Origin of the sequence: Burkholderia sp. LMG 13014 (genome assembly GCF_905232215.1) — a bacterium.
GTDB lineage: Bacteria > Pseudomonadota > Gammaproteobacteria > Burkholderiales > Burkholderiaceae > Burkholderia.
Genome location: NZ_CAJNKE010000109.1, coordinates 1 through 14,550 on the forward strand (window position 1 = coordinate 1; position 14,550 = coordinate 14,550).

At 62.1% G+C, this 14,550-nt stretch carries 16 protein-coding genes and 1 pseudogene; 7 read left to right on the plus strand and 10 right to left on the minus strand.

Translation table 11 applies throughout. The features are described 5' to 3' along the window. From JYJ84_RS14230 to JYJ84_RS14235, 3 genes and pseudogenes are all read left to right on the plus strand, one after another. Positions 1 to 512 (plus strand): LysR substrate-binding domain-containing protein (locus JYJ84_RS14230; protein WP_240201858.1); only part of this gene is annotated, 512 nt, incomplete at its 5' end. Positions 513 to 541: 29 nt separating this feature from the next. Further along, positions 542 to 652: pseudogene (locus JYJ84_RS38255) on the plus strand (hypothetical protein); the annotation flags it as partial. An 82-nt stretch (positions 653 to 734) separates the two neighbouring features. Further along, on the plus strand, positions 735 to 1,193 hold the full coding sequence (locus tag JYJ84_RS14235) for a DUF2625 family protein (protein ID WP_236027254.1): 459 nt from the start codon (positions 735 to 737) through the stop codon (positions 1,191 to 1,193). Positions 1,194 to 1,225: 32 nt separating this feature from the next. Here the strand turns inward: JYJ84_RS14235 and JYJ84_RS14240 are convergent, their stop codons facing one another. Together JYJ84_RS14240 and JYJ84_RS14245 are read right to left on the minus strand one after the other, a co-directional pair. Next, positions 1,226 to 1,678, minus strand: coding sequence for a DUF4087 domain-containing protein (locus tag JYJ84_RS14240; protein ID WP_175222592.1), 453 nt, complete (start codon positions 1,676 to 1,678; stop codon positions 1,226 to 1,228). Next, positions 1,654 to 2,445 (minus strand): hypothetical protein, encoded by a 792-nt coding sequence (locus JYJ84_RS14245; protein WP_175222591.1) that lies wholly within the window; start codon positions 2,443 to 2,445, stop codon positions 1,654 to 1,656. The genes JYJ84_RS14240 and JYJ84_RS14245 overlap by 25 nt, the downstream gene beginning before the upstream one ends. Positions 2,446 to 2,681: 236 nt before the next feature. Between JYJ84_RS14245 and JYJ84_RS14250 the strand changes: the two genes are divergently transcribed. Then, positions 2,682 to 4,022, plus strand: a complete 1,341-nt coding sequence (locus tag JYJ84_RS14250) for a helix-turn-helix domain-containing protein (protein ID WP_122946814.1) — start codon at positions 2,682 to 2,684, stop codon at positions 4,020 to 4,022. Here JYJ84_RS14250 and JYJ84_RS14255 read toward each other — a convergent pair. From JYJ84_RS14255 to JYJ84_RS14270, 4 genes are all read right to left on the minus strand, one after another. Then, positions 3,961 to 4,458, minus strand: coding sequence for a lysozyme inhibitor LprI family protein (locus JYJ84_RS14255; RefSeq protein WP_236027253.1), 498 nt, complete (start codon positions 4,456 to 4,458; stop codon positions 3,961 to 3,963). The genes JYJ84_RS14250 and JYJ84_RS14255 overlap by 62 nt on opposite strands. Positions 4,459 to 4,507: 49 nt before the next feature. Beyond that, positions 4,508 to 5,881: an HdeD family acid-resistance protein gene (locus JYJ84_RS14260; protein ID WP_122946812.1), complete on the minus strand. Its 1,374-nt coding sequence runs from the start codon at positions 5,879 to 5,881 to the stop codon at positions 4,508 to 4,510. A gap of 73 nt (positions 5,882 to 5,954) precedes the next feature. Beyond that, the gene (locus JYJ84_RS14265; protein WP_236027252.1) at positions 5,955 to 6,743 is read right to left on the minus strand and encodes a DUF4105 domain-containing protein; all 789 of its coding nucleotides are present in this window, start codon (positions 6,741 to 6,743) and stop codon (positions 5,955 to 5,957) included. Positions 6,744 to 7,093: 350 nt separating this feature from the next. Further along, on the minus strand, positions 7,094 to 7,867 hold the full coding sequence (locus JYJ84_RS14270; protein WP_174956445.1) for an SDR family oxidoreductase: 774 nt from the start codon (positions 7,865 to 7,867) through the stop codon (positions 7,094 to 7,096). Positions 7,868 to 8,275: 408 nt separating this feature from the next. Between JYJ84_RS14270 and JYJ84_RS14275 the strand changes: the two genes are divergently transcribed. Next, positions 8,276 to 8,662, plus strand: a complete 387-nt coding sequence (locus JYJ84_RS14275) for a hypothetical protein (RefSeq protein WP_122946810.1) — start codon at positions 8,276 to 8,278, stop codon at positions 8,660 to 8,662. Positions 8,663 to 8,829: 167 nt separating this feature from the next. Here the strand turns inward: JYJ84_RS14275 and JYJ84_RS14280 are convergent, their stop codons facing one another. Together JYJ84_RS14280 and JYJ84_RS14285 are read right to left on the minus strand one after the other, a co-directional pair. Beyond that, positions 8,830 to 10,752 (minus strand): clostripain-related cysteine peptidase, encoded by a 1,923-nt coding sequence (locus JYJ84_RS14280; protein WP_175222590.1) that lies wholly within the window; start codon positions 10,750 to 10,752, stop codon positions 8,830 to 8,832. Positions 10,753 to 10,821: 69 nt separating this feature from the next. After that, entirely contained in the window at positions 10,822 to 11,136 is a 315-nt protein-coding gene (locus JYJ84_RS14285; protein ID WP_265343086.1) for an Arm DNA-binding domain-containing protein, read from the minus strand. Between the two features lie 237 nt (positions 11,137 to 11,373). Here JYJ84_RS14285 and JYJ84_RS14290 point away from each other — a divergent pair, with 237 nt between their 5' ends. Together JYJ84_RS14290 and JYJ84_RS14295 are read left to right on the plus strand one after the other, a co-directional pair. Further along, positions 11,374 to 11,961, plus strand: coding sequence for a YigZ family protein (locus JYJ84_RS14290; protein WP_122946808.1), 588 nt, complete (start codon positions 11,374 to 11,376; stop codon positions 11,959 to 11,961). 262 nt (positions 11,962 to 12,223) lie between these two features. Next, on the plus strand, positions 12,224 to 12,514 hold the full coding sequence (locus JYJ84_RS14295) for an H-NS family nucleoid-associated regulatory protein (RefSeq protein ID WP_122946807.1): 291 nt from the start codon (positions 12,224 to 12,226) through the stop codon (positions 12,512 to 12,514). A 55-nt stretch (positions 12,515 to 12,569) separates the two neighbouring features. On the opposite strand, the gene ppk2 is transcribed toward JYJ84_RS14295, so the two are convergent. Both ppk2 and JYJ84_RS14305 read right to left on the minus strand, forming a co-directional pair. After that, complete coding sequence (ppk2, locus tag JYJ84_RS14300) at positions 12,570 to 13,520, minus strand: polyphosphate kinase 2 (protein WP_122946806.1); 951 nt, start codon at positions 13,518 to 13,520, stop codon at positions 12,570 to 12,572. Positions 13,521 to 13,610: 90 nt separating this feature from the next. Further along, positions 13,611 to 14,550 (minus strand): OmpW family protein (locus JYJ84_RS14305; protein WP_205189235.1); only part of this gene is annotated, 940 nt, incomplete at its 5' end.

Consider the following 14,550-nt stretch of genomic DNA (forward strand, 5'->3'; position numbering starts at 1 on the left):
AACCGGGGCTCGTGCTGGAGATCCGGGTCGCCGCATCGCGGGACGTGCTCGATGCGTTCGACCGCGGCCAGCTCGACGCCGCCGTCGCACTGCAGCACGACAGCCGGCGACTCGACGGTGAAACCCTGCTGTCGGAATCGTTCGGCTGGATGGCCGCTACCGACTTCGAGTACCATCCGCCGCAACCGCTGCGGCTCGCGACGCAGGCCGAGCCGTGCAGCGTGCGCCGCATGGCGATTGGCGCACTGGACGAAGCCGGCGTCACCTGGACGGAAGTGTTCGTCGGTGGCGGTGTGGCGACGATCGGCGCGGCGGTATCCGCGGGGCTCGCGGTCGCCGCGCTCGGGCATCGCGTGGCGCCCGTCGGATCGGTCGACGTGAGTGCGCGATACGGGCTGCCGCCATTGCCGACGCGCGACGTGGTGCTCTACTCGAGCCTGACCGATGCGCGGGCCCGGCAGGCGCTGCGCACGCTCGGTGCGGCACTGCGTTCGTCGGTTGGCGTGCGGTGATGTCGCGCTTGAACAACCCGGAGAAAAACATGCGTCCGCTGGACGAACTGGTAAACGAACGCGAATCCGCGCTCCCGACTTTGATCGAGTGGGCGGCAGCAGCCCGCCACCGTTGCGAAATACTGCCCGCATCCGATCGGCGTGACGAAGTGCTTTCAGCGCTTCAGGTATCCACCCGATCGACCCTGGGGGCAATCGCCTATTCGGACCGGCGGCATCCTGGTGGACGGAGGCTACCTTCGTCTGCTTGGCTCGGGCCATCCCAGGCTGCCCAGGGACATCGTCGGCTGGAACACCGGGCGATCGTCCGGCTTTCTATTGATCGCAGACGATGCCGTCGGCGGCTTCTTCGCGTTGAACGGCGGCGCACTCGGGGAAGACACGGGTTCGGTGTATTACTTTGCACCCGACACGTTGAGATGGGAGCCGCTCGAGATCGGGTATAGCGACTTCGTGCGGTGGTCGCTCAGCGAGAAGCTGCACGACTTCTACGCGAGCTTGCGCTGGCCGGGCTGGCAAGCGGATGTCCTGCATCTGACGACGGATCAATGCTTCAACTTCTATCCGTTCCTGTGGACGAAAGAAGGCTCGGTGGAACACAGCAGCCGCAAGGCGGTCAGCGTTTCCGAGCTGTACGCGCTTCATGCCAGTCCCGGATCCGCGGCGTCACGACAACCCTAATCGGGCCACAACCGTTGAATAGCCGCCACCCGCTAATTCGGCGGCTGCCATAAATTCTTGTCGCGCAGACAGCGATCAATCGGAATGAGGCGCGCCCGGCGCATCTTCGTCACGTCGCCACCGTCAACGGACTCGAATACCATGCACGCGCATGTCAGATAATCCTCTTCGCGAACCGATGGATACGTATACGACTTCGTCGTATTCGGATACATGTCCGACTGACGAATGAGCGGCCATTGCCCGGCCTCCCTGTCGACCATCCAGATCCGCTCGCTGTCATGAAACTCGATTGCATTGTTCTTCGACGAATTCCTCGATAGATCCAGCCAGCCACATCGATCCCCTGACGCGTCAGCATGGATCGGGCACATCAACACCAACGCCGAATACAACATACCGATCCATGTCTGAATACGGGGGACGAGCCACCACCGGGTATCGCGCATTGCCACCTCGATCAGGGTTTCGGGGCAAATTTCCATTTGCCTTCGCTATATTCCAGCGATACATACTTTTCCAGCCCGATGCTCCAAACCGTCATATCGCCGAGCCTGCGAAACGGATAATATTCGGCCTCGTTACGGACCTTGTGTCCGTGCAACTGCATATCGATGGAATTTGCCCAATCCTCGAATCCCTGCTCAGCCCGTATCGAATACCTGACATCCGTCCTGTACGCACCATCAAGATCCTTGTAGACGCTCCCGTTGATCCTCGACCGGTCCGACGAATCGCCGACAAATGAATCCGCCTCGAGCGACGTGAAGTGATCGTACACATAGCGCCCAAAGCAAAGGGCCTTCGACGAACCGCCGGCCCCGGATGGTCCGGCTTGATTGCGCTGTTCGCGCACATACGGCTTCGCTTGCGGAACAATGTCGTAAATCCGCTTTTCGTGCGGATAGAACTGAACGGGCCCGGCATTCCTGTTCTGCACAACCCTCCTGGTGACGAATCCGGCATCGGCCAGCGCCTCCATCAACGCGAGCGTATATTTGATCTCGGTGTACACCGGCGCGTCGAAATCGTAGACGACTGGCCAGTTCCGATAATCGTCGCAAACTTCGTTGGTCGTATAGCGCAACGCGTCCTGACGTGCAAACGCTTCTGCCTGAGATTGGGAGGGGGGACTCGGGAACGTGATCTGAGGCTGACTCGATGACTTCGAGCACCCATAGCCTGCGGTGGCGAGCACAACGACTGGAACCATCACCATGAATATCGTCTTGAATCGCGTCTTCGCTTTCACGATCAATCACTCGCTGCAGTTTCCGGAAGATTTGTGCTGCCCGGTCGAATTGTTTCGCCACGTATCGGTTCGTCGTGGTTAACCGGAGCCGCCGCACTGTATACCTCGTATACAGCGCGGCGGCTTATCGAGCGGCTCGCACTTCCCTACGATGTCGGCCGTGAGTTGCACTGCTTCCAGCCCGGATTGACTCCTCGGCGTATTCAATTGAGCCACCCAAAGCCCGACCGACCATCATGATAAGCGAATCACCGATCCAGACGCACAGTTTTCACAGCGACGATCCGGATGAGGTTTCGGATTTCATCGAGAAAATTTATGCGGATAACCGCTTTCGCGCACAGCATGCGGACCGAAAGGCCGTGAATATGGGCGGCCAGGAATGGAACGGAATCGGCATATACGACGTCGATTACGAGATGCCGTTTCATTTCCACTCGTCGGAACCGCGTCCCAATTATTTGTTCCTGTCGTGCCTTCGCGGTGGTTCGACCTATACGAGCGGCGGAACGGTCGCACAATGTGCGGTCGGTGACGTGATGCCGATTTCGTCGACCGGCATGTCGGCCTGTTTCACGCAACCCGAGGGTATCGGCCATCTGTCGGTGATTCTTGATGCCGGCGATCTGAACGACTTCGTGTCGCAATGGATCGGCAAGCCGCTTGCCGCGCCGGTCAGGTTCGACATGAAGCCGCTCGCGGCCGACGCGGCCATCGAATGGAATGCCGCGGCGGACTGCCTGCGCCGGATGATGCGGTTGACGCCCGCACCGGAGGCGGCCATTCGTGCACTGTACGAGCACATGCTGAAACACATGATGTTGCGGCACGGCAGCAACTACAGCGCGCTGTTTGCGACGGATACCTGTGCGACCGAACACACCGCGCGTTCCGCGGTGGCGATGATCGAAACCGATCCGATGCGATGGAAAACGCTCGGCACGATCGCACATGCGCTCGGCTGCCCGACCGGCGCGCTGGAAAACGCGATCCGCCGGCTGACCGGCCAGCCTTCGACCGTGCTGTTTTTCGACGGGCGGCTGTATGGCGTCCGCCGTGCGCTCGCCAGAGGCGACGGCAGTTTCGTCGGCACCCTGAATGCATTTGGCTTCGCGCCGTCCCACCGCTTCGTGAGCGCCTATCGGCAGCGCTTCGGCGAGCCGCCGAGCGCGACTTACCGGCGCAATCCGAACGCGGCCGACATCCGCAACGATTTCCGCGGGCTCGCCGATACGTTGTGTGAAACGAAGGTCAACCGCTTCATCGACGAGTCCCTCGGCAAGCCGATCGGCCTCGCCGACCTCGCGCGCCTGGCCGGCCTGAGCGAACACGCGACGATCGCCGCGTTCAAGGAGCAGTTCGCCCGCACGCCGATGCAGTACGTGATCGAACAGCGTCTCCAACGTGCGCGCTGGCGACTGTGCCACACGTCCGCGAGCATCTTGTCGATCGCGCTCGAATGCGGATTCGGCAGCCAGAGCTATCTGACGATGCTGATCAAGCGGCATTACGGCGTCACACCGCGTCAGCTTCGCCTGTCGGCCACGACGGCCCGCAGCGACAGCAGCGACCGGTAAACCGTGCGCGGCGCGATTCACTGCGCCGCAACGGGACAGTTCGTGTCACCTTCACGGCAGTCGAGATAGCGTTGCAGCGCCGCCGATCGCGACTGCGTCGTTTCCTCCAGACATGCTGCACGTGCCAGCGGCTCGGCCGCCCCCCCCCCGCCACGCCGATCGTCTGGAACGCGCATTCGGTATCGCGAAACGCGATCCATGCGCGCTGCGCTTCGGTCAGCTTCCTCGCACCGTCGCGATCGCCGTTCAGCCGGCGCTGCAATGCGCGGTAGCGACGGTTGAGCTCGGCGTCCGCGCGCGCATAGCCACGGCTCGCGCATTCGTTCATCGCGCGTTGATCCTGCGGATTCGCGCAGTCCGGCGCCGCATGCGCATCGCGCGTGGCCAGGACAGCCAGCAGCAGCGTGACTGGCGCGAGCTTCGAGCGGATCGTCATGTGTTCGTTCCTCCAGCTTGATCGCGATACGGTCGGTTCGCACGCCGCGTCACTGCGTGGCGCCCGCGTCCTGCGCACGCCATGCGCGCCGCTGTTGCGACAACCGGCTCGCCGCCACCCGCGCGGCCTTCCACCACGCGAACGGCCGCGGATCGGCAAGCATGCTGAGCGCGCGTGCATAGTCGAGCGCGAGGCCCGGCGTCCACGCCATCGTCACCGCGCGCTTGCGAATCTGCGCGGCCACCCACAGCTCCGGCGTGACGAGCACACGCAGAAAACTGCCCCACCCGGTCCCGCCGCCCCGCAACCGGCCGACCGCACCGTCGATCGCCGCCTCGAGCGCGTAGGCGACGGTGCTCGAACAGTTCCGGTGCGTGAGGTTGTACGTCGTATTCGCGCGATAGCGCTCCCAGAATGCGTGCAGCTTCGCGGGGTCGTAATTGCGGATCCGCACGCGCACCGTCGACGGGCACCATGCCTTCGACTCCGTCGCATAGTCCGGTTGAAACAGGCCGGGCACGTCGTTCTCGCGCGTCGCGCGCAGGATGCGCCCGAACTCCGACGGCGAGCGGTCGATCTCGCCGGCCGGATACAGGCTGATATAGATCCCTTCCGGAGATTCGAGCGCCGCGTGCCCGGTCGAGATCGTGCCGTTGACGTCGACCGCGGCGATATAGCGGTCGACCACCGGATGGTGCTGAGCCTGCGCCTTCGACGAACCCGCCGGCGTCCACACGTGCACCGTCAGCGCACGCTCGTGGTCGGCCGGCGGGCCGTCCCATTCATTACGATCGAACCGGCTCGCGCGCGTGGTCGAATCGGCGTCAGGCAGCAACGCGGATCGCCGCGACACGTTGAATGCCGGATTGCGCTCGAGACGCCGCACGCGAGCGGCGAGCGTCAGCATGTTGATACCGCCGAAGATCAGGAACAGCCCGAGGCAGTACGGCAACGTGCCCGCGTAATGCGTCGGATAGGGCTGGTAAAAGAACCCCGCGATCAGGATCTCGAAGACACCCCACGCGACGGCGGCCTTCCAGCGGCGATACCGGACGATCCACGCGGATACGCATTGCAGCAGCCCGTCGACGAGAAACAACGTCCCGAAGATCATCGACAGGATCAGGTTGCCGTGATGGTGTCCGGCAAAGATCAGCACCGAGGCGGCGACGACCGCGATGCCTTTCACGTAGCGCAGCGCGCGTTGCCCGCCGACGCCGGTCCACGCAACCGCGAGCGTCGCCAGCCCTTCGAGCAGAAACAGCCACGCGAACAGCGTGATGGGGAAATGCATCGCGCCGTCGAGTGCATCGACGAATACGACAAGCCCCGCGACCGCCCACACAACGCCGATCCAGAAAATCCCCGTTGCACGCGTGCGCAGATAGTCGACGCCCAGCAACAGCATTACCAGTCTCACCATGGTTCCTTACCTCATCGTCGCCGGCCGCGACTGCGCGATCCGCGTGTCGCGAGCCTGCGGTCGGGCGCGTGCTTCATTTTGCGTATGTCCGTGCGAGCGGCAGCGACGCGCGGATCGCCGCGGAGAAATCGCCATCGATCGTCGCGCCGGGCGGGCGTCGAATCAGGCTCGCCGTCTTCAGTGCGTCGAACGGCATCGATGCGTCGAGCAGGCCGAGATCGTGCCCGTATCGATCCGCATAGCCGCTCAGCAAGACCATCCAGCTGTATCCGACATCAGGCGCAACGGCCCTGACGTGACGCAGGATGTTCGTCGTACAGTTGTTGAACAGCGTGTTGTAGAACTCCGGGCGGTGTTCGAGCGCATGCACGCGGCGCAGGTAATCCGCGAACAATGCGCGCGCGGTGTCGGACGTGACGTGCGCACGGAACAGATAGACGCGCTCCTTGCGCACATCGCTGCGTACACCGATCAGGTCCCGTTCGTCGGCGACGACATACACCAGGTCGTACAGCGGCAGGAAGCCTGCGTAGGGCGAATAGCGTTGTCCGTGCCGCCGGCGCGTCTCGATCGAGATCGCGACGTATCGGCCGTCGTCCAGCCCGAAGCTCAGGAACACGTGCGCGATCGCCTCGGCCGTCCAGCGCGACACGACCAGATCGACCGTCGTCACCGCATCGAGCGCGAATGTGGCGTCGTAGTACGCCGGCACGCAGTCGTCACGCGTCCGGTATCGGAAGTTGCGCACGTCGCGCACCGTGACGCGCGCTCCGCGCCATTCGACTCGCGCGGCACGCGCGTATTCCGGCACCCACACGGCCGGCGCGCGCGCAAACCGGATCAGCGACGACAGCGGGTTCATTCCAGCCCTGTCGCGGCGTCCGGTTGCAGCACGTCGTCGCCCGCGGCGCGATCGCCCGAACCGGATGCGCGCAGCGCGGCAATGCGGCACGTTGCCGTCGATTTCGTCATGTCGATCCCCCCGGTATGCAGTCAGCGAAAGCGTGGCGACACCGATGCCGCGCGATGCCGCTTCGAATGCGCGGCGATCGCGTGCGTCGACCTGTTTGCCGATTCCATTTCGACCGGAAACGCGTTTTTCAGGCATGTCGACGAAGAACATGCAAAGCGGCGCGCGAATCCCCAGTTCGCGCGCCTCAGGTCCGCACCGGCCGCGATCGTGAACGCGCGTCGAATGCGGCGCGCGGCGCGTTACTTCGTCGTGTACCCGCCGTTGATCAGGATGGTCTGGCCGGTGATCCACCAGCCGTCGCTCACCAGATGACGAATGAACGGCACGACGTCTTCGATGTCGGTGAGGCCCGTCGTGCTGAACGGCGACAGCGCGGCAGCCGTCTTGTGATAGGCAACCGCATCCGCCCCCTCGGCAGGATAGAAGAACGGCGTATCCATCGGCCCCGGCCCGACGGCGGTCACGGAAATGCCCCGCGCGCCGAATTCCTTTGCCGCCGCGCGCGTGTAATGCTCGACCGGCGCCTTCGTGCCCGCGTATGCCGCGTAGAACGGCGTAAACGCACCCAGCAACGACGTGACCAGCGTGACGATCTTGCCGTTGTCGTTCACGTGCTTGCCGGCTTCCCGCAGAAAGAAGAATGCCGACTTCGCGTTGACCGCGCTCATTTCGTCGTACTCGGCCTCGGTGATCTCGGTGAACGGCTTTTTCAGCACCTTGCCGACCGTGTTGATCGCAATGTCCGGCCGCCCGATCGCCGCTATCGTGTCCGTGAACAGCTTCTCGACCGCGCCCGCGCTCGTCAGGTCGGCCTGGAACGCGACTGCCTCGGCGCCGGCGGCCCGGATCGCCGCGATCGTTTCGACCGCATCGGCCCTCGAGTGCTCGCTGTTGTAATGAATCGCAACCGCTTTCGCACCCTGCTTGGCCAGATCCCGCGCGATCAGTCCACCAAGATTCTTGGCGCCACCCGCGATCAATACCGTCTTGCCCGTAATCTGATGATCCGCCATCTCCACTCCCCGAGTTTCCGGAAACACGCCGCCTGCATCGGTCGATGGGCAACACAATTCCGCGATTGGTAAAAAGCGGGCGCCCTGAACGATTGAATCGCGTACGCTAATAATCCAGAGCTCATGGCGGCAGGACATACCGATTCCGGATCAATCAGCGAGCAAAGAAATAACGCAGGCAACGCACCGTGCGCCGAAAATCCTACATCTGACGTCACCCATAAATTTCCATAAAATCATCGAATTTTTTTGAAAGACGATCGCCTCGTGCTGCGGAACAATCGAGCCGCCTTCAGGCAAGAAATTGCGGCTTTTCTTCAGACAAATTCCGACGCAACTCCGCATCGTCGTTCAGGGTGTGCGTCGCTCAGATGACAACGTCATTCTTTCGGGCAGGTCCCACCGCTCATGAACGAAATCATTCGCCACCTGCAGACGACCCGCAGCATCCCCAAAGGCTATCTGGAGGCCATCGATATCTCGAAACCGCTCGACCGCCACGATATTTTTGACGTATTGGCTCGCAACGTCGCGGTGTCGTACCTCGAGAGCAGGTTCCCCCTTCCCGTTGGCTTCGATCTGATGCAGCAATTGGTGAGGCTGTCGAATTTCGACTTGTCGTCCTACACCTGGGACATATTCGAGGCTTTCGCATGCGGCGCCTATCGCACCGACGCCTATCCCGTCGATCTGGATCCTGCGATCCATCACACGATACCGCGCCTGCACAAGGTACTAAACCTTCGTTGCGACAGCTTTTTCGCAACGCAAGCAGCCAACCTGCGCACCAATTGAAGCCGATCGAAAGCCGGTTTCCGTCGGTGGCTCATCGGCCATGACGACTTTCTCCTGACGCTGGAATATCCGACGAACGAGTCGAATTTTCATCATGCTCCTGCGCAGCATCAGGGCGACTCCGACGTCGCTCCGATGCTGGTTCCCCTGCGTCGGAAACACGCGTCTTACTGAGATCCGGCACAAGGCAGCCCCTGCGACGGCACGCCGACCGGGTCGGATAGATGTATCCGGTTCGCGAGATCGATTACGCCGAACTGGAAATTGAAATTTTGAGAAGAATCCTTGTCCGCCGAACTCGGGATCGACTCCCTCTTGAAGACCATCGCTGTTTCACCCGGATTCTTTATGATCTGATTTTCATTTTTTAACCAGACGTCATCCTGCCAGGTCGAAGCAACCAGCTTCCAATTCGAATCGACCGGCTGTGCGTGCCCGACCGCCGAACTCAACGTTGAAACGTAGTTCGATACGGTAATCTGCCCCGGCTGCCCATTCTGAACCAGCAGGAAACCATCTTCGGATCTGCCGTCCTCTATTTTCGTGACGGGTATCACATATTTCGCATCACGCTCGACTTCCGGCGTGTTCGTCGGAATCATGGAAACAGGCACGCCATTGATCGTCGGGATCACGTCGTTACGATTGAACTTCACCTCCCTGAAATCGTCCGGGTCAAGATTGACATCGCCTGCCGAGATCGGTGACGCGGCATCGATACTGAACATCGCAGTCACGTAGTCGCTTGTATCCTTGCTTCTCCAGTAGGTAATCTGCGCCAGCGGCGTTTCCGTTTTCCAGGTGCCGAGCAGCGAAGCGTAGGAAGACACGACATCTCCGGTGCAAACCGGTTTGCTGATGTTGATAGCCACATCCAGCGCCGTTGCAAGTGCCTCGGCATAGTCGCCGATGAAATTCCGATACCCGCCCTGCCACGTTCCAAGCTGCGCGTAATACTTCAATTTGGCGGGATCATAGATCGACATGGCCGGCATGAAGATGTTCAACCCGGCCACGTCTGCGCGCGCAGAGCCGACACGCTGATACACAACCGCATCCTTGATCAGTGCCCCAACGACTACGTCGTTGGTAGTCAACGGCGGTTGCAAGCCCGTCAACCCTCTGGAAAGTTGCAGCAGATCCACGACGTCTGTTTTGGCGATCCAGTCGGTCGAGAACGACTGAATTTGTGACCGTATATCGGCCATTTTGGTCGCAAGATACTTTCCCGATCCAAGCTCGTCGCCCAACTGATTGACCACCTGAAGCAGCGGATCGATCTGCTGAAGATCCGTAACCGAGAAAGTGAAATCGACCGTCGATATTCGCTTTTCGGTCACGTCATAGTAAGAGTCGGCGATCAATTTTCCGAGCGCCAATCCGTCCATGCGGGGATCATTCGCGAGGCCTGAAGCGATCGCGGCGTAATCCCAACTGCCGTATTCGAGATCCTCCGATGCAGCCAGATAGCGCCCGAAGGGTTTCATGGCCGCCGCTACCTCGACGCTCGCCATCATGCAGGCGTCGAATCCGATCAGATCGAAAGTCGCACCGGTCGAACTATTCGCATTCCTGAAGGCCGAAACCAGCTGATCGAGAGACAGGTGCGAGTTCTCTGTTCCGGCATATCCGAATCCGTCATAGGCACCGCCATGGTCATTCAGGATCACGGCATAGCGTTGAGCCGGATAGGCTTTGATACCCCACACCAGAAAATCCTGCAGCGCATCCGGCTTCGTCAGATCAGCTTGTGCGGGGGGATCACCGAGTTTCGTCCGTCGGCCGCCGGCGATGAGCCAGCGCTGCACCTTCGTCCATATGACATCACCATGGCTTTGGGTCCCCGCCCCGGTGGTCACGACAAACCTCACCTGATTGCCGGCGCTAGTCTCGGTCATCTGATCCAGACTAGCCTGGGCCGAATCCGTCAGATCGGCCCCGATCAGGTACACCAGTACCGTACGACTGGCCTGTCCGGACGAGTCGATTTCATTATCTCCGCCACCGCAAGCAGCCAGCATGAGACCGAGCACTGCACCGGCGAGATACATCAATACGCACTTGCACATGCGTCGCGAAATGACCGTCATCTTTTACCCCCGTATTCCAGATCGATATTTCGGCTGGATGAGCGTAATTGACGATCCTCGTCATTTCTTTCAGAAAACTTGTGGAAAATCCTGAAACGGCAAGCCCGCGAATGGCATCGGTCGCCAAGACTTGCCGACGTCCCTATCCCGATCCTCACCCATCGTGACAACTTGCTGCCGCTTTTCGCACCCCCGGGCCTCATGGGCGACGCGTTGCTCCGCTTTCAACACGCGCGGATCCTTGCCTTCGTCGACAAGCGTCTTCATCCTCGTGACTTCCGCACGCGCGGCCGCGAGATCCCATGCTCGCGGATCGCCAATGATCAAACGGATCGTTTTTCCGAAGAACCGGGATTCGAGCACAAATGCCCGCACGCCCGACAAGGTAACGCGCTATCCCAACCCAGGCGCTTTCGCGTCCCGGTAGATCGTCTGGGTCGCGTTCCGGTCGCAACGAAATGCAACGACGCGCGTCACGGTAAAATTCTCTCTTCATTTCGCCCCATCCATGTCGGCTGTATGTAGGCAAGTCATGCTTGCACGGGCCAACATCGATCAACACAAAATCAAGCAGCCGACTAAAAAACCGTTGATTTTGCTACACTTTTTTTCACCCGGACAATGACCTACTCGCTCGCCACCACCTACATCCGGGAACTCGAGATCCGCAAGAGCCGCTTCATCGCGTACGCGATTCCCGTCGAAGACCGCGACGCGGCCATGCAGGCGCTGCAACGCCTGCGCGACGAGCATCCGGCCGCCACCCACGTATGCTGGGCACTGCTGGCGGGCGGCCAGTCGGGCATGTCGGACGACGGCGAGCCGTCGGGCACCGCAGGCCGGCCGATCCTGGAAGTGCTGCGCCATCACGATCTCGACGGCGTGCTCGGCGCGGTCGTGCGTTACTACGGTGGCGTGAAGCTGGGCGCGGGCGGGTTGGTCCGCGCGTACACCGATGCAATCGCGTCGGCGCTGCTCGATGCCGAGCGCGTCGAACGCATCCGCTACACGCGGCTCGCGATCGAGATCGGCTATCCCGAGGAGGCACGCGTGCGCCGCTGGATCGAACAAGCGGGTTATGAGCTGGTGGACAGCGCGTACGGGATGACGGTGAAGCTCGTGATCAAGCTGCCCGAGACCGCCGCCGGGAATGCGCGAACCGAGTTGTTCGACCTGACGCAAGGGCGATCGGGCTTTCCCGATCTGTGACGACCGGCAACCGCCCGCCGCGTCGACCCGGCTGCCTGCAAATTCCACCGAAAAATCAGACTCATCCGATAGAAAAACCGCGCGCCGCCATTTAACCTCACCGGGTTCCCGGCGACTCGCGCCACCTACGTCTTACCCGCAGGCCGGCACAGGCAGCACGCATCCGCCACCGGCCGAGGCGGCACGCCAAGGCCGGGCGTGCCGACAAGCGGTTCGTCACGCGTCGCCCACAATCAACATTCGGCTACGGGATAACGGACGCATGCATCAGATTCAGACACTGCAAGCCCAGCTTGCGGAACTCGATCGGCGCATCAAGGCGGCACGGAGCCGCGAACGCAGCGCGGTGCTGGCGCAGGTGCGCGAGCTCGTCACGAGCTACGCGCTGACCGCACGGGAAATCTTCGGGCAGGGTTACAGCCATCGTGCGAAGCTGTTCACCGTCGGCGTGAAGTATCGCGACCCGGCAACCGGAGCGACCTGGAGCGGGCGCGGCCGCGCACCCGCATGGATCGTCGGGCGCGACCGCACCGCGTTCCTGATCCGGGAGTAACGCGCGCCGCATTGCACGGCGCGCCCCTTCATCGCATCGAACCCGCCACGACCGCTCAGTAAGTATCCGGCACGATCATGTCGTCCGGCGTCGGCCGTCGGATGTAATCCTCGTGATGCTCGCGCGGCGGCAGGTCGATCGGCGCGTGCGGCACCTCGTGATACGGCACCTGCTGCAGCAGATGGTGAATGCAGTTCAACCGCGCGCGCTTCTTGTCGACGGCCTGCACGACCCACCACGGCGCCTCCGGAATATGCGTGCGCTGCAGCATCTCTTCCTTCGCGGCCGTGTAGGCTTCCCAGCGGCGGCGGCTTTCCAGGTCCATCGGGCTCAGCTTCCACTGCTTCAGCGGATCCTCGATCCGGCTCTGGAAGCGCACTTCCTGCTCGTGATCGGTGATCGAGAACCAGTACTTGACGATCTGGATCCCGCTGCGCACCAGCATCTTCTCGAACTCGGGCACCGAACGGAAAAACTCCTCGTATTCGTCGTCGGTGCAGAAGTTCATCACGCGCTCGACGCCCGCGCGGTTGTACCAGCTTCGGTCGAACAGCACGATCTCGCCGCCGGCCGGCAGATGCGCGACATAGCGCTGGAAATACCATTGGGTGCGCTCGCGGTTGCTCGGCGCGGGCAGCGCGGCAACCCGGCAGACACGCGGGTTCAGCCGCTGCGTGATGCGCTTGATCGCGCCGCCCTTGCCGGCCGCGTCGCGCCCCTCGAAAATGACGACGAGCCGGTGCCCCGTGTTCACGACCCAGTCCTGCAGCTTCACGAGTTCGCCCTGCAGCCGGAACAACTCGCGGAAATACTCCTTGCGCGCCTCGCGACGCTCCTGCGAAAACAGCAGGTCGTCGTTGTCGTCGAAGCGGCGATCGTCGAGCTCCATCTCGAGCTCTTCGTCGTAGGCGTCGACCAGATCTTCCTCGAAGCGGCGCTGGCGCGCCTCCATCGATTCCATATCGGTGCGGTCGTCGGTCTCGGTACGGGTATCGTTGTCGCCCATGGGGCCTCCTTCCATCATTGACGCAGTCAAACGCCGCCATTATCCCAGTGTCGCGCGTCAAATTCATGAAAAAAAGGGCCGGCGCGCCGGTCAGAAGCGGTACGCGAGCAGCACGCTGGCCAGCACGGGGTTCGCGGAGATATCGAACGTGTTCGACGCGAGCTGCCGATTCGGCTGGTCGATATCCAGCGTAATCTTCGTCCGCAACGGGATATAGGTCACCATGCCGGTGATCCAGAACTGGCGCGTGATCTGGTAGCTCGCACCGACGGTGAACACCGGCTCCCACACGCTCTTCACCTTCGCCGATACGTTGGTCTTCCCCGACAGCAGCAGGTCGCCGCCGGCATCCCAGATGCGCTGGAACAGCGACGGATCGAGCAGCAGCGACTGCAGGCTGCCGATGTCCCCGCCCGCCGCGAGCAGCCCGCCGAGCGACGCGAGCTTGCGCTGGAACACGGGATTCAGGTTCGTGTTCGTGAAGCGCGTATAGCTGATACCGATGCCCGCGAACGGGCGGAACCGATCGTCGCGCTCGCCGAGGTAATACTTGAACACGAACGAGCCGAGCCACGCGCGCGTGGTCGCGAGCGGGTTGCTTTGCGTGTTCGCGAGATCGATCAGCGGAAAGCGCCCCTGGACACCGGCAAAAATCCGGTCGAGCGGCAGCGCGATGCTGCCGTTCCCGCGCAGCGTCAGCACCGGCGGAATGCCCCCGCCCAGTTCGGCTGCCCAGTTCTCCGAGAAAAAGTGAGTAAACGTGAACGCCAGCGTGTTCGTATTGCTGAGCGACAGGCTCGAACCCTGGTTCTGGAAGCTGTTCAGCCCGAGTGCGTCCGTGTGCGTCGTCACGGGCGTCGACCGGCCGGTCGTGCCGACGAAGTGCCAGCCGAGGCTGACCATGTTGCGATCGTCGCCCATCAGTTGCGTCAGCAGCGGCGGCGCCTGGGCGGCCGGCAGATCGGGCAGCCGCGACGGGTCGATCGGATGCAGTTCGTACGGCATCCGGTCGACGTGGACGACGCCGCGC

Coding starts and splice junctions, on each gene's coding strand:
- JYJ84_RS14290 (WP_122946808.1), top strand. CDS start 11,374: ATGACCTACTCGCTCGCCACCACCTACATCCGGGAACTCGAGATCCGC.
- JYJ84_RS14280 (WP_175222590.1), bottom strand. CDS start 10,752: ATGACGGTCATTTCGCGACGCATGTGCAAGTGCGTATTGATGTATCTC.
- JYJ84_RS14250 (WP_122946814.1), top strand. CDS start 2,682: ATGATAAGCGAATCACCGATCCAGACGCACAGTTTTCACAGCGACGAT.
- JYJ84_RS14265 (WP_236027252.1), bottom strand. CDS start 6,743: ATGAACCCGCTGTCGTCGCTGATCCGGTTTGCGCGCGCGCCGGCCGTG.
- JYJ84_RS14270 (WP_174956445.1), bottom strand. CDS start 7,867: ATGGCGGATCATCAGATTACGGGCAAGACGGTATTGATCGCGGGTGGC.
- JYJ84_RS14260 (WP_122946812.1), bottom strand. CDS start 5,881: ATGGTGAGACTGGTAATGCTGTTGCTGGGCGTCGACTATCTGCGCACG.
- ppk2 (WP_122946806.1), bottom strand. CDS start 13,520: ATGGGCGACAACGATACCCGTACCGAGACCGACGACCGCACCGATATG.
- JYJ84_RS14240 (WP_175222592.1), bottom strand. CDS start 1,678: ATGGAAATTTGCCCCGAAACCCTGATCGAGGTGGCAATGCGCGATACC.
- JYJ84_RS14295 (WP_122946807.1), top strand. CDS start 12,224: ATGCATCAGATTCAGACACTGCAAGCCCAGCTTGCGGAACTCGATCGG.
- JYJ84_RS14255 (WP_236027253.1), bottom strand. CDS start 4,458: ATGACGATCCGCTCGAAGCTCGCGCCAGTCACGCTGCTGCTGGCTGTC.
- JYJ84_RS14275 (WP_122946810.1), top strand. CDS start 8,276: ATGAACGAAATCATTCGCCACCTGCAGACGACCCGCAGCATCCCCAAA.